Origin of the sequence: Thauera humireducens, assembly GCF_001051995.2 — a bacterium.
Lineage (GTDB): Bacteria > Pseudomonadota > Gammaproteobacteria > Burkholderiales > Rhodocyclaceae > Thauera > Thauera humireducens.
The window spans coordinates 290,867-304,554 of record NZ_CP014646.1; the positions used below are offsets into that span (position 1 = coordinate 290,867).

At 67.5% G+C, this 13,688-nt stretch carries 13 protein-coding genes and 1 tRNA gene; 10 read left to right on the forward strand and 4 right to left on the reverse strand.

The genetic code is table 11. From position 1 onward, the window contains the following. Window positions 1–45 precede the first annotated feature (45 nt). Complete coding sequence (locus AC731_RS01375; protein WP_038012474.1) at window positions 46–1,269, reverse strand: ABC transporter substrate-binding protein; 1,224 nt, start codon at window positions 1,267–1,269, stop codon at window positions 46–48. A gap of 170 nt (window positions 1,270–1,439) precedes the next feature. Here AC731_RS01375 and AC731_RS01380 point away from each other — a divergent pair, with 170 nt between their 5' ends. From AC731_RS01380 to AC731_RS01425, 10 genes are all read left to right on the forward strand, one after another. Further along, the gene (locus AC731_RS01380; RefSeq protein WP_048708795.1) at window positions 1,440–4,148 is read left to right on the forward strand and encodes a PAS domain S-box protein; all 2,709 of its coding nucleotides are present in this window, start codon (window positions 1,440–1,442) and stop codon (window positions 4,146–4,148) included. Continuing rightward, on the forward strand, window positions 4,123–4,761 hold the full coding sequence (locus tag AC731_RS01385; RefSeq protein WP_004292448.1) for a response regulator transcription factor: 639 nt from the start codon (window positions 4,123–4,125) through the stop codon (window positions 4,759–4,761). The genes AC731_RS01380 and AC731_RS01385 overlap by 26 nt, the downstream gene beginning before the upstream one ends. 107 nt (window positions 4,762–4,868) lie before the next feature. After that, window positions 4,869–6,617, forward strand: coding sequence for a potassium/proton antiporter (locus AC731_RS01390; protein WP_004292450.1), 1,749 nt, complete (start codon window positions 4,869–4,871; stop codon window positions 6,615–6,617). Between the two features lie 111 nt (window positions 6,618–6,728). Continuing rightward, window positions 6,729–7,604: a bifunctional methylenetetrahydrofolate dehydrogenase/methenyltetrahydrofolate cyclohydrolase FolD gene (gene folD / locus AC731_RS01395; protein ID WP_004292452.1), complete on the forward strand. Its 876-nt coding sequence runs from the start codon at window positions 6,729–6,731 to the stop codon at window positions 7,602–7,604. A gap of 10 nt (window positions 7,605–7,614) precedes the next feature. After that, a complete protein-coding gene (gene purE / locus AC731_RS01400; RefSeq protein WP_004292454.1) occupies window positions 7,615–8,106 on the forward strand; it encodes a 5-(carboxyamino)imidazole ribonucleotide mutase in 492 nt (163 codons plus the stop codon). A gap of 10 nt (window positions 8,107–8,116) precedes the next feature. After that, window positions 8,117–9,271: a 5-(carboxyamino)imidazole ribonucleotide synthase gene (locus AC731_RS01405; RefSeq protein ID WP_048708798.1), complete on the forward strand. Its 1,155-nt coding sequence runs from the start codon at window positions 8,117–8,119 to the stop codon at window positions 9,269–9,271. Window positions 9,272–9,281: 10 nt separating this feature from the next. Then, entirely contained in the window at window positions 9,282–10,334 is a 1,053-nt protein-coding gene (locus AC731_RS01410; RefSeq protein WP_048710445.1) for an L-threonylcarbamoyladenylate synthase, read from the forward strand. 76 nt (window positions 10,335–10,410) lie between these two features. Beyond that, a tRNA-Ala gene (locus AC731_RS01415) sits at window positions 10,411–10,486 on the forward strand. Window positions 10,487–10,777: 291 nt separating this feature from the next. Next, entirely contained in the window at window positions 10,778–11,119 is a 342-nt protein-coding gene (locus tag AC731_RS01420) for a type II toxin-antitoxin system RelE/ParE family toxin (protein WP_048708800.1), read from the forward strand. Between the two features lies 1 nt (window position 11,120). Next, window positions 11,121–11,441, forward strand: coding sequence for a helix-turn-helix domain-containing transcriptional regulator (locus tag AC731_RS01425; RefSeq protein WP_048708802.1), 321 nt, complete (start codon window positions 11,121–11,123; stop codon window positions 11,439–11,441). Window positions 11,442–11,443: 2 nt separating this feature from the next. Here AC731_RS01425 and AC731_RS01430 read toward each other — a convergent pair whose 3' ends face one another. Genes AC731_RS01430 through AC731_RS01440 form a run of 3 tightly spaced genes read right to left on the reverse strand, consistent with a single transcriptional unit; the run spans window position 11,444 to window position 13,688 of the window. Beyond that, window positions 11,444–11,896 (reverse strand): hypothetical protein, encoded by a 453-nt coding sequence (locus tag AC731_RS01430; RefSeq protein ID WP_048708803.1) that lies wholly within the window; start codon window positions 11,894–11,896, stop codon window positions 11,444–11,446. After that, window positions 11,893–13,233, reverse strand: a complete 1,341-nt coding sequence (locus AC731_RS01435) for a recombinase family protein (RefSeq protein ID WP_048708805.1) — start codon at window positions 13,231–13,233, stop codon at window positions 11,893–11,895. Before AC731_RS01435 ends, AC731_RS01430 begins: the two co-directional genes overlap by 4 nt. Next, on the reverse strand, window positions 13,230–13,688 hold the full coding sequence (locus AC731_RS01440) for a DUF2924 domain-containing protein (protein ID WP_048708807.1): 459 nt from the start codon (window positions 13,686–13,688) through the stop codon (window positions 13,230–13,232). Before AC731_RS01440 ends, AC731_RS01435 begins: the two co-directional genes overlap by 4 nt.

The window sequence follows — 13,688 nt, forward strand, 5'->3', positions numbered from 1 at the left end:
GGAGAGTCCCCCGGCCGATCAGGCAAACGTGGAAACCAGGGCCGTTCATGGCCACATCGCGCGCTGGCGGTCGGCCTCGTAGGCAAACACGACCTGGCCGTTGCGCACTTCGCCGACGTGGATCTGATGAGGCGAAGTGAGCGTCTCGTGCTGGTCGCGCAAGTAGGGACGCGCATAGGTCATGATGACGCCTCTCACCGGTTCGCGCAGATCCTCGAGCGCTGCGCGAATGCGGTCACCCTCGAGGCTGTTCGCCTGGCGGATGGCCGCCGCGAGCAGAAGCGCAGAATCATACCCCTGTGCGGCGGCAGGGGGGACGGGAATGCGCTGGGTGCCGGTCGCACGCTGCCAGGCGTCGAGGAAATTGCGCGCGGCGGGGGTGGCCGGGTCGGGGATGAAGGTCTGCGGCATGCGTGCGCCTTCTGCATTGGGGCCGGCGTTGTCGATGAAGTTGGACATCGCCAGGGTCCAGCTGCCGATGATCGGCACGCGCCAGTTGAGTCGTGCCAGCGTGTTGGCGATCTGCGCGAGCTCCGGGCCGATGCCGTAGGTGAGCACGGCCTCGGCGCCGGCATCGCGCGCGTGTTGCAGCGGCGCGGTCATGTCGGCCTGACGCAGCTGGAAGCGCTCGACCGCTACGGGCGAGATCCGGCTCCGCCGCAAGGCCTCGATGAGATCCTCGCTGCCCAGCACGCCGTAGTTGGTGGCGTCGTGAAAAATGGCGAGCCGTTGCAGGCCGCGGCGCGTCACCGCCTCGTCCACGATCACCTGGGCCTGCACGCTGTCGTTGGCGGACACGCGGAAGATGTAGTTGTCGGCGAACTCGGGGGGCAGGAACTGGCGCGTGATCAGGGTGCCGGTGGCCACCGAAGTGATCATCGGGATGCGCGCCAGTTGATAGTGGCGCTGGCTGGCCAGCGCGACGCCGGTGTTGACGATGCCGAGCGCGGCGACGATGCCCTCGCGCTGGATCAGCTCCTGTGCGATCTGCGCCCCGCGCTCGTTGCGCGCCTCGTCGTCGCGTTCGATCAACTGTATCGGGCGGTCGAGCAGCCCACCGGCGGCGTTGATCTGGCTGGCTGCAATGCGGATGCCTTCGCGCATCGAGATCCCCATCGGGCTCGAGCCGCCGGTGAAGGGGCCGCAGACGCCGATGCGGATGGGCTCGATGTCGGCGGCGCGGACCGAAACCGCGCGTCCGCCGAGTGCGCAGGCGGCGAGAAGGGGAAGGGCGGCAAGCACGCGGCGCCGGGTGGCGGAAGGCATCATGGTTCGACTGTAGGGGTTGGCAAGGGCGCTGAAATATTGGCGAAAACCCGACTGGCGGCGTACGGGTTAAACCGGATGACGGGCGGACAGGGGCTCGCCGACAATCGGTGGCCCGATATTGCGCCGCGTCATCAATCCACATCAGCGACCTGACTGGCCGTCATTTTCCCATGTCCGAACCTGCGTCCGCGCGCGGCAGTCCGCCGCGCTGGTATTGGGCCGCCCCTTATGTGGCGGTGGTGTTCTTCGCCCTGAGCATGCTGGCCCTGGTCTGGCTGCTGCAGCAGCGCGAACTCGAGACCGAGCGCGGCGCCATCGTGCGCGACCTGCAATGGGCCGAGCAGACCATGCGCCGGCAGATGCTGGGCACGGAGGAGTTCCTTGGCCAGCTCGCGCGCGATGTCGCTGCCGACGCGCTGGATCACGACGGCTTTCAGCTGCGGGCCAACCAGCACATCGCCAACAACAGCGAACTGGCGAACATCGCCTGGGTGGGGGCGGACCAGATCGTGCGCTGGACCGCGCCGTTCGACACCACCGACTGGCTCAGCGGCGAAGCGCTGGCCGGCGAGCAGATCCGCCTCATCGAACGGGCGCGCACTTCCGGCCGGCTTGCCTATGGCGACGCCTACCGCACGGCGCGCGGCGACACGGTGCTGGAGGTCTACACCCCGGTGCTGCGCGGCGGCGAGTTCCGCGGCGCGGTGGTGGGCGCCTATTCGGTCGAACGCATGGTGCGCCACCTGGTGCCGGCCTGGTTCGCGGACAAGTACCGCCTGGCGCTGCGCAGCGCACGCGGCGAGGTGCTGGCGGTCAGCTCGACGCTGCAGGCCATCGACGAGTCGCTGTCCTTCGAGCTCGCGCTCGATCCGCCCGGCAACGGACTCGCCCTGCGCGCTACCGCGCTGCGCACTGGCGGCGACCTGCCCAAGGCGCTGCCGGCGGTACTGATCCTTGGCCTGTCGGTACTGGTGCTGTGGAGCCTGTGGTCGCTGCGCATCCACGTGATGCGGCGCGTGCAGGTGGAGAAGGAGCGCGACCGGCTGTTCAACCTGTCGCTCGACATGCTGTGCGTGGTCGGCATCGACGGCACGTTCCGCCGCTGCAATCCGGCCTTCGAGCGCATCCTGGGTCATGCCCCCGACAGCCTGCCCGGCCAGTCACTGATCGATTTCGTGCATGCCGAGGACGTGGGGGCGACGCTCGAGGAGCTGCGCCGCCTGGCGGGCGGTGAGCCGGTGAAGTTCGAGAACCGCTGCCGCTGTGTCGACGGCAGCTACAAGTGGCTGGTGTGGAGCATCAACCCGGTGCGCGAGGAGCGTCTCGTGTATGCGGTCGCCCACGACATCACCGGACGCAAGGCCGCCGAGGAGGCGCTGCGCGCCGAGTCCGCCTTCCGCAAGGCGATGGAGGATTCGGTGCTCACCGGCCTGCGCGTCATCGACCTGACTGGCCGCATCGTCTATGTGAACTCCGCGTTCTGCCGCATGGTGGGCTGGAGCGAGGACGAGCTGGTCGGCATGACCGCGCCCTTCCCCTACTGGCCGCAGGAGACGCGGGCGGTGTGCGAGCGCAACCTGCATCTCACGCTGACCGGGCAGGCGCCGGCGAGCGGTTTCGAGATGCGCATCCAGCGCAAGAACGGCGAGTGCTTCGATGCACGCTTCTACCTGTCGCCGCTGATCGACACCAGCGGTCGCCAGACCGGCTGGATGGCGTCCATCACCGACATCACCGAACCCAAGCGCGTGCGCGCGGCGCTGGAGGCGGCGCACGAGCGCTTCGAGGCCGTGCTGGACGGGCTGGACGCCGCGGTGTTCGTGGCCGATGCGCGGACCGACGAGATCCTGTTCGCCAACCGCGCCTTCAAGCGCATCCACGGTTTCGATGCCGTCGGACGAACGGTGCGGGGTGTGGCCGTGCCCCAGCCCGAACGCGGCGACTACCGTGTCGACCCGCGCGGTCTGGCGCCGGCCGACCTGCCGCGCGAACTCTTCGACGGCGAACTGCAGCACCCGCTGTCGGGCCGCTGGTACCACGTGCGCGAGCAGGCTACGCGCTGGGTCGATGGGCGCGTGGTGCGCATGGGCATCGCCACCGACATCACCGACCGCAAGCAGACGGCCGAGGTGTCGCGTCAGCAGGAAGAGCGCCTGCAGCGCACCTCGCGCCTGATCACGATGGGCGAGATGGCCTCCACCCTGGCACATGAACTCAACCAGCCGCTGTCGGCCATCGCCAACTACTGCGCGGGGTGCGTGACGCGCATGCAGAGCGGCAAGTGGAAACCCGAGGACGTCCTGGCGGCGATGCAGAAAGCCAGCTTCCAGGCTGATCGTGCCGGCAAGATCATCCGCCGCGTGCGGGAGTTCGTGAAGAAGAGCGAGCCGCGCCGCAGTGCCGTCAGGCTCACCGACATCCTCGACGACGCGCTGGGCTTCGCCGACATCGACGCCCGCCGCACCGGCATCAAGCTGGTGGCCGACGTCGAGCCCGAGCTGCCGCCGGTGTTCGCCGATCGCATCATGATCGAGCAGGTCTTGCTGAACCTGATCCGCAACGGCCTCGACGCCATGGCCGAGACGCTGCCCGAGCAGCGGCTGCTGGTCGTGCGCGCACGCAGCTTCGGCGACGATGCGGTGGAAGTGGCGGTGATCGACCGCGGCCATGGCATCAGCGAGGAGGGGCGCCAGCGCCTGTTCACGCCCTTCTACACGACCAAGACCGAAGGCATGGGCATGGGGCTCAACATCTGCCGCTCGATCATCGAGTTCCACGATGGGCGACTGATCGTCGACGAGAACCCCGAAGGGGGTACCATATTCTCGTTTACCTTGCCGACGGAGTTTGCCAGTGAGCGAGTTGCCCGCAGCGCCTGATCAGACCATCCATGTCGTCGATGACGACGAAGCCCTGCGCGACTCCATGACCTGGATGCTCGAGGGCAATGGCTACCACGTGGCCGCATACGACTCCGCCGAGGCCTTTCTGGCCGTGTGCCGCCCCGACATGGCGGGGTGCGTGGTGCTGGATGTGCGCATGCCGGGCATGAGCGGGCTGGAACTGTTCGAGGAGCTGGGGCGCCGCCGCTGCAGCCTGCCGGTGGTCTTCATCACCGGCCATGGCGACGTGCCGATGGCCGTGTCGGCGCTGAAGAAGGGGGCGGTGGATTTCATCGAGAAACCGTTCAGCGAGCGCGACATGCTGCGCCTGATCGAGCAGTGCCTGCAGCTCGAGCGCGAGAATCGCGACAAGCGGCGGCTGGAGGCCGATACCGCACGCCGGCTGGAGCATCTCACCCAGCGCGAGCGCGAGGTGCTCGATCTCATCATCGTCGGCAAGCTCAACAAGCAGATCGCCGACGTGCTTGGCATCAGCATCAAGACCGTCGAGGTGCATCGCGCGCGCGTCATGGAGAAGATGGGCGCCAATTCGCTGGCCGAACTGGTGCAGCACGTGGTGACCGTGGAGCCGGGCGCGCTGCTCAGGTAGCCCCCCTCGGGCGTCCGTGCCCTGCCGATTCCGATGCCGTTTTTCCCGGAATGGGTTCGCTTGATTGGATCGATTCCGGGAATCGTGCAGTGTGATAATTTCCGGCAATGACCGGAATCAACGCACTCTTTCTCCTTGTGGGCCTGCTGCTGTTCATCAGCGTGCTGGCCAGCACCATCTCGGCCCGGCTTGGCCTGCCGCTGCTGCTGCTCTTTCTCGGCGTCGGCATGCTGGCGGGCGAGGACGGGCCGGGCGGCATCGTCTTCAACGACTATTTCATCGCGACCCTGATCAGCCAGCTGGCGCTGGCGGTGATCCTGCTCGACGGTGGTCTGCGCACGCGGGTGGCGAGCTTTCGCGTGGCGCTGAAACCCGCGGCGGTGCTGGCAACCTGGGGCGTGATCGGTACGGCCGGCCTGCTCGGCATCTTCGCGACCTGGCTGCTGGACGTTGACTGGCGGCTGGGCATGCTGCTGGCGGCCATCGTCGGCTCGACCGACGCCGCGGCGGTGTTCGCGCTGCTGCGCAACAGCGGGGTGAAGCTCAACGAGCGCGTGCAGGCGACGCTGGAGATCGAGTCGGGCGCCAACGACCCGATGGCGATCCTGCTGGTGGTTGCGCTGGTCGAGATGCTGCTGCACCCCGAGAAGGCGAGCGCGGCCGGCGTTGCCTGGATGCTGGTGAGCCAGATGGGGCTGGGGGCGCTGATCGGTCTCATCGCCGGATGGGTGCTGTCGCGCCTGATGGCCAGGCTGAGCCTGGCCGAAGGCCTGTATGCGCTGCTGATCCTGTCGGGCGGGCTGCTCATCTTCGCTGCAACCAACCTCCTGAATGGCAGTGGCTTCCTCGCGGTCTACCTGGCCGGCGTCGTGGTCGGCAACCGCCGCAGCCATGCCACCGAGCATGTGTTGCGCGTGATGGATGGACTGGCCTGGCTGTCGCAGGCGGTGATGTTCGTCGTACTGGGCCTGCTGGTGTCGCCGACCAACATGCTGGCCCATGCGTGGGAGGCGATGGCAATGGCGGTCTTCCTGACGCTGGTGGCCCGCCCGATCGCGGTGGCCATCGGCCTGTGGCCGTTCAACTACAAGCGCAACGAGCTGGCCTACGTCAGCTGGGTGGGGCTGCGGGGTGCGGTGCCGGTCACGCTGGCGATCTTTCCGGTGATGATGGGGGTGCCCGACTCGGACCTGCTGTTCAACGTGGCCTTCGCGGTCGTGTTGCTGTCGCTGCTGGTGCAGGGCGCGACGGTGCCGGTGGCGGCGCGCTGGCTCAAGGTCGATGTGCCGCCGCGGCCCGAACCCGTCGATATGCGCGAAGTGTGGGTGGGGGACAAGGCCGCGCTCGATCTGCTGGAGTATCGCGTCGAGGCGGGTTCGCGCGCGGAAGGTCGCCACCCCGACGATGTCGCCGCCGAAGCGGGCGGCATCAGCGTGCGCTGCGTGGCCCTGGTGCGTCGTGGCAAGCTGCAGCGAATGGGGCTCAACACGCGCATGCTGCCGGGGGATTCGCTGTGGCTGGTGGCGCCGGACGAGGTGTCGGGGGAGATCGCGCGCCTCTTCACCAGCAGCGGCGACGAACTGACGGCCAATGCCAGCTTCTTCGGCGAGTTCGTGGTCGATCCGTCGGCGCTCGCAGGTGATCTGGCGCTGACCTACGGCCTGAGCCTGGAGGACGACGAGCTTCGCATGTCGGTACGCGACATGATGCGGCGCAGGCTGGGGCGTCCGGCAGTGGTCGGTGATCGCCTGGTGGCGGGCGCTTTCGTGTTGACCGTGCGCGAGATGGGACCGGGTGGCGTGATCGCTGCCGTCGGCCTGAAGTGCCCGTCGCTGGCCGCACCCAGGCGCGACTAGGTCACGTGCCCGCGACGAGGGCGCGCTCCCGCGAGCCGGGGCGATGAATCAGGGCAGTACGCTGCCGGGGCGCCTTGCTGTAAAATCGTGCGCTTTTTCGAGGCTCTACCGATGACCGCTCGCATCATCGACGGCAACGCGCTTTCCGCGCAGGTCCGTGGCGAAATCGCTGGGCGCGCCGCAGCATTGACGGCGCGTGGAGTGCAACCCTGCCTGGCGGTCATCCTGGTCGGTGGGGATCCGGCGTCGGCGGTCTACGTGCGCAACAAGGTCGCCGGTTGCGAGAAGGCGGGCATCCGCTCGCTGCGCTTCGACTATCCGGAAAGCGCCACCCAGGACGAGGTGATGGCTAGGCTCGCCGAGCTCAACGCCGACCCCGCGGTGCACGGCATTCTGGTGCAGTTGCCGCTGCCGAAGCACCTCGACGAAACCGCGGTGCTCGAGGCCATCGACATCAAGAAGGACGTCGACGGCTTCCACGCCGAGAACGTCGGTCGCCTGTCGCAGGGCCGTGAAGCCTTCATTCCCTGCACGCCGCATGGCGTCATGAAGATGCTCGAGAGCACCGGCACGCCGGTGCAGGGCGCCGAGGCCGTGGTGATCGGCCGCTCGAACATCGTCGGCAAGCCGATGGCGATGCTGCTGACGAACGCCGGTGCCACCGTCACCGTGTGCCATTCGAAGACGAAGGACCTGGCCTTCCATACCCGCCGCGCCGACATCCTGGTGGCGGCCATCGGCAAGCCGCGCTTCGTCACCGGTGACATGGTCAAGCCGGGCGCCACCGTCATCGACGTGGGCATCAACCGGCTGCAGGATGGCCCCGACGCCGGCAAGCTGTGCGGTGACGTGGATTTCGAATCGGCCAAGGCCGTGGCCGGCGCCATCACCCCGGTGCCGGGTGGCGTGGGGCCGATGACCATCACCATGCTGCTCGAGAACACCGTGATTTCCGCCGAGCGCGCGGCGCGCGCCTGCGGCAAGTAAGGACAGCGAGATGAGCGAAACCAAACCCGTCGTCGGCATCATCATGGGCTCCAACTCCGACTGGCCCACGATGAAGGCGGCCGCGAAGATGCTGGAAGACTTCGGCGTGCCCTTCGAGGCCAAGGTCGTCTCCGCCCACCGCACGCCCGATCTGATGTTCGAGTACGCCGAGGCCGCGCGCGGCCGCGGGCTCAAGGCCATCATCGCCGGCGCGGGCGGCGCGGCGCATCTGCCGGGCATGGTCGCGGCCAAGACCACGCTGCCGGTGCTGGGGGTGCCGGTGCAGTCCAAGGCGCTGTCGGGGCAGGATTCGCTGCTGTCCATCGTGCAGATGCCCAAGGGCATTCCGGTCGCCACCTTCGCCATCGGCGAGGCGGGCGCGGCCAATGCCGGCCTGTTCGCGGTGGCGCTGCTGGCCACCGAGGATGCTGCGCTGGCGCAAAAGCTCGCCGACTTCCGTGCCCGCCAGACCCAGGCGGTGCTCGACATGACCCTGGATTGAGAGTCGCATCATGATCCTCCCGCCTGCCACCCTTGGCATGCTCGGCGGCGGCCAGCTCGGCCGCTTTTTCGTTTCGGCCGCACACGAGATGGGCTACAAGGTCTGGGTGCTCGATCCCGACCCGCACAGCCCCGCCGGCCTGATCGCCGACCGCCACCTGGTTGCTGCCTACGACGACTACGCCGCGCTCGATACGCTGGGCAACGGATGTGCCGCAGTGACGACCGAGTTCGAGAACGTCCCTGCAGACACGCTCGACTACCTCGCCAAGTTCATCCCGGTGCATCCGGCGGCGAGCGCGGTCGCGGTATGTCAGAACCGCATCGCGGAGAAGAGCTTCCTCGCCGACAACGGCCTGCCGCACGGTCCCTTCGCCGCCATCCGCAGCGAGGACGACGTGCGCAACGCCAACGCCGGCCTGTTCCCGGCCGTGCTCAAGGTGGCGCGCTTCGGCTACGACGGCAAGGGTCAGGCCCGCGTCGCCGACCGCGACGAGGCGGTGGCCGCCTTCCAGCACTTCAAGGGCGAGCCCTGCGTGCTGGAGAAGATGCTGACGCTGGACTACGAGGTGTCCGTGGTGCTGGCGCGCGACGAGGCGGGTAACGTGCGCTGTTTCCCGACCGGCGAGAACCGTCACCGCAACGGCATCCTCGACGTCACCATCGCGCCGGCGCAGGCTTCGGCCTGTCTGAGGGACAACGCGCAGGAGATTGCCGAGCGCATCGCCGACAAGCTCGGCTACGTCGGCACGCTGGGCGTGGAGTTCTTCGTCTGCCGCGGCGAGCTGTTCGTCAACGAGATGGCGCCGCGTCCGCACAACAGCGGTCATCACACCATCGACGCCTGCGACGTCAGCCAGTACGAACAGCAGGTGAGGGCGCTGTGCGGCCTGCCGCTGCCCACGCCGCGCCAGCATTCCGCCGCGGTCATGGTCAATCTGCTCGGCGAACTGTGGTACGAGGACGGAAAGGGTCACGGCGCCTACCGCGAGCCGGACTGGTCGCTGCTGCACGCCGTGCCCGGGCTGCGGCTGCACCTGTACGGCAAGCATCACGCCCGCCCGGGTCGCAAGATGGGCCACTTCGTGGTGACTGGCGACGATGCTGCCGCGGTGCTGGAGCACGCGCTGGCTGCGCGTGCCGCGATCGGCATCCGCGACGCGTGAGCGCACGGCGATGAGCGACACCGGGATCAAGCCGCGCGGCCGCATCGAACCGCCCACACTGGTCGCCATCCGCGAGGCGGCCGATCTGCTGCGCGCCGGCGACATCGTCGGCATGCCGACCGAAACGGTGTATGGCCTCGCCGCCGATGCGCTGAACCCAGAAGCGGTCCGCAAGATCTTTGCCGCAAAGGGGCGGCCGGCCGATCATCCGCTCATCGTCCATCTGCCCTCGGCCGACCACCTGCCACGCTGGGCGGCCAGCATCCCCAAGGACGCCATCGCGCTCGCGCGCGCCTTCTGGCCCGGCCCGCTGACACTGATCCTGAAGCGCACGCCCGAGGTGCCCCTTGAGGTCACCGGCGGCCAGGACACGGTCGGCCTGCGTGTGCCTTCGCATTCCATCGCGCTGGCCATGTTGCAGGTGTTCGATTCCGGCATCGCTGCGCCCAGCGCGAATCGCTTCGGCCGCATCAGCCCGACCTCCGCCGTGCATGTCCAGGAGGAACTGGGCGAGCGCGTGGCGATGATCGTCGACGGCGGCGCGTGCGCGGTCGGCATCGAATCGACCATCCTCGACTTCTCGCGCGATGTGCCGGAGATCCTGCGCCCCGGCGCGATCACGCCCGACGACATTGCCCGCGTCATCGGTCGCCGTCCGCGCGTGCGCGGCGAAACCGAGCCCGCAGCGGCCACCGAAGGCGCTGCCGCACCAGCGCCGCGCGTCTCGGGCGCGCTGGCGGCGCATTACGCCCCGCGCACGCCGCTGCGCCTGGTCGAGCCCGCGCTGCTCGCCGACGAGGCCGCCACGCTGGCGGGCGAGGGTAGCCGCGTCGCCGTGCTTGCGCACGCCACGCCCAATCCGCACGACGCCCGCCTCATCTGGCAGGCGATGCCGGCCGATCCCGCCGCCTACGCGCACGAGCTCTACGCCAACCTGCGCGCCGCGGACGCCCTCGACGCCGACTTCATCCTCATCGAAGCCCTGCCGGGCGGGCCCGGCTGGGCCGCCGTGGCCGACCGCCTCGGGCGCGCCGCGGTGGGCTCCGGCGCGGAGGACGATTGAGGTTGATCATGGCTGCGCCGAAGCGGAAAGGGGCTTCCCTTTCGCGCGCCGGCTCACTATAATTCGCGCTCTTTCAGGGCCGATAGCTCAGCTGGGAGAGCGCCGCGTTCGCAATGCGGAGGTCGAGGGTTCGATCCCCTTTCGGTCCACCATATGCAAGGGCTCGGATTTTCTCCGGGCCCTTTCCTTTTGGTGAGACCCCCGCGTGGCGCGGGGTTCCGACGACCCGTCCTGCGGGTGCTCGAGCGCCGAAACGCCTGCAACGGGCTACTTTCTCGGCCAGCGCCGTCTCTTTTCTCCGTTTGTCCTGCGGGTAGGCGCAAGGCGCGGCCTCGAAGAATCAGAGACTTACGCGCGGCAGTTCATCGTCAACCAAGGCTATCGGTCGGACGTTCAAACCGCCATGCTGGCTTGACGGGAACCTATACGTTACCATCAAGTCCATGAGCTACCAGATCAAAGAACTACTGCTGGACGATGGCGACAGCCCCTTTGCGCAGTGGTTCGGGTCGCTGGAGGCCGTTGCTGCTGCCAAGGTGCGGGTGGCCGTAAGCCGGATGGAGCAGGGCAACCTGTCCAACGTCGAGTGGTTTCGTGGCATTGGTGAGTACAAGATCGACTGGGGGCCGGGGTTGCGCATCTACCTGGCCAAGGACGGTCTGAAGATCATCATCCTGATCGGTGGCGGCACCAAGAAGCGCCAGCAGCAGGACATCGAGCAGGCTGTGGCGCTGTGGGAAGACTACAAGCGCCGCAAAGCATCAACCTCCAAGGGAGCGAAGTGAGATGGCACTGACCCGTGACTTCAAAGAGACCGTGGCCGCGCGTGTGCAAAGCGATCCAGCCTTTGCGCAGGCGCTTCTGGACGAGGCCATCACCCTGTTCGTCAACGGCGAACCGGAGTCGGCCAAGCTGATCCTGCGTGACCTGGTCAACGCCACGGTGGGTTTCGAGGCGCTGGCCGAGGAGATTCACAAACCTGCCAAGAGCCTGCACCGCATGTTGTCAAGGTCGGGCAACCCGACCATGAGCAACATTTCGGCCGTATTTGCCGCCATCAAGCGCGCGCTCAAGGTCGAGGTGCATACCCGGATCGTGATGGCCTGATCTCAAGCATCGAACCCTGCGAGCACCTCCCGCTGCGCTATCCAGTCACGCGGCAGCGGGTTGTGCTGGAACCACAGCAGGCTCATGCACCGGGGCTGTTTCCCGGCCAGGATGCGCTGGATGATAGCGGGCTCCAGCAGCGTCAGCCGGAGCAGTTCGTTGACCGTGGAGTGGTGCAGGCCCTCGCGCTTGGCGATCTCATTGCCGCTGCCGAGCACGCCGTCGTCGAGTAACTGCTGCCAGTAGAAGGCCCGGGTCAGCGCCACCATCAAGGGCGCGTCGTGCTGGATGTCTGCCGTGCCCGGTGTGGCGACGTCCCCATCTGGCCGCACCACCACCCTGCGGGCGCCACGCTTGCGAATCTTCAACGGGATGAAGGTCGACAGCTTGACCTCCCCACCGTTGCGGCGCTCGCGGGCGATCGGGGCACCCGTCGTCGTGATCCTGGGTTTCATAGGGATGCCTCCAGTTCCTGCAACTCGGCACCGATGGTTCCGGGCGCCAACTCGGCCGCCAAGTCCGGCCAGCCTTGATCCCGCCAGAAGACCTCCAAGCCGCCGTCGGCGATTACCACCCGCTCGATGAGCAGTTGCGCCAGCCGGCACTGCTCGGCGGGGAACAACTGCGGCCACATCGTGGCCAGCCGGCGCATGGGCAGCACCACCTCGGCTTCGGACATCTCCGGGTGGGTTTCCCGAATCCGATCCCACACCGACTGCACCACGTGCGGCGCTGACAGTGCGGCAACGATCTGTTCGACGACCAGCGCCTCTATCGGTCCAGCGGGCAAGGAGCCATGTTGGCTGGCCCAAGAGCCGAACCGACGGTGCTTGACCGGGGTGTAGTAGCGATAGGTCTTGTCCCGCTTGACCGTGTAACTGGGCACCAGCCGTTCGCCATCGGGCGTGAACAGCAGTCCGCGCAGCAGCACTGGCTCGCGCATCCGGGCATTGGTCTCGCGCCGCCGCTCGACGCCGTCGGTGGCGATCAGCGCATGCACCGCGTCCCACTGTGCCGGCGTGATGATGGCTGGGTGCTGGCCGGTGAAGCTCTGCCCTTTGTGAACGATCTCTCCGAGGTACACCCGGTTGTTCAGCATCTTGTAGATCGTCTGCTTGGTGAAGGACTTCCCACGCTTGGTTACCACGCCTTCCGAAGCGTAGGCCTTGACCATCAGCGTGGCCGAACGCATCGCGACGAAGTCCCCGAAGATGCGGCGCACCAAGGCCGCCTCGGTCTCGTTCACCACCAGCATCCGGTCGCGGACGTCGTAACCGAGTGGCAGCGGTCCGCCCATCCACATCCCCTTGGCCTTGCTCGCCGCGATCTTGTCCCGGATCCGCTCGCTGGTGACCTCGCGCTCGAACTGTGCGAAGGAGAGCAGGACGTTGAGCATCAGGCGGCCCATCGAGGTCGCCGAGTTGATCTGCTGGGTGACGGCGCTGAAGCTGACGCGGTGGCGATCGAAGACATCGACCATCCGCGCGAAATCGGCCAGCGAGCGACTGAGGCGGTCGATCTTGTAGACGACGATGATGTCGATCTTGCCCACTTGGATATCGGCCATCAGGCGACGCAGGGCGGGCCGCTCCATGTTGCCGCCGGAGTAACCGCCGTCGTCGTAGTCGTCGGTAACGGCAATCCAGCCCTCATGGCCCTGGCTCTTGATGAAGGCGTGGCCCGCTTCCTTCTGCGCATCGATGGAGTTGAAGGACTGGTCCAGTCGTTCGTCGCTGGAAACGCGGCAATACACCGCGCAGCGTCTCGGTGGAACCTGCAGGGGCGCATTCATTGCTCACTCCCCTTGCAGTCGCGCAGGCCGAAGAACTTCGGCCCATTCCAACGCGTGCCCGTGATGTGGCGTGCCGCCGCCGACAGGCTCTTGAAGAGGTGACCATCGAGGGCGTAGAGCCCCTCCGGGGTGACCGTCACGCGATACTCGCGCTCCTCCCATTCGCGGATCAGCGTCGTGCCGGGCATCAGCAGCGTCTGCGTGCCGCGCCCGACGTGGGTCTTGATCTTGGAGTGCTTGGCGCCGGCCTCGACCAGCATCTTGCGCACGTTGGTCGGCAGCGCCCCGTAGGCCTGTTCCTGGATGCGGTACGCCAGGCGCGACTCGACGTAGTTGCGATTGTGGTGGCTGGGCCGCCGCGGGAAGTGCTGATCCCACAGTGCCCAGAGCTCCGTCATCCGCATGGAGGGCAGGGCCGCCAACTGCGCCGCGATGGTGTGTTGCGGATCCGTCAT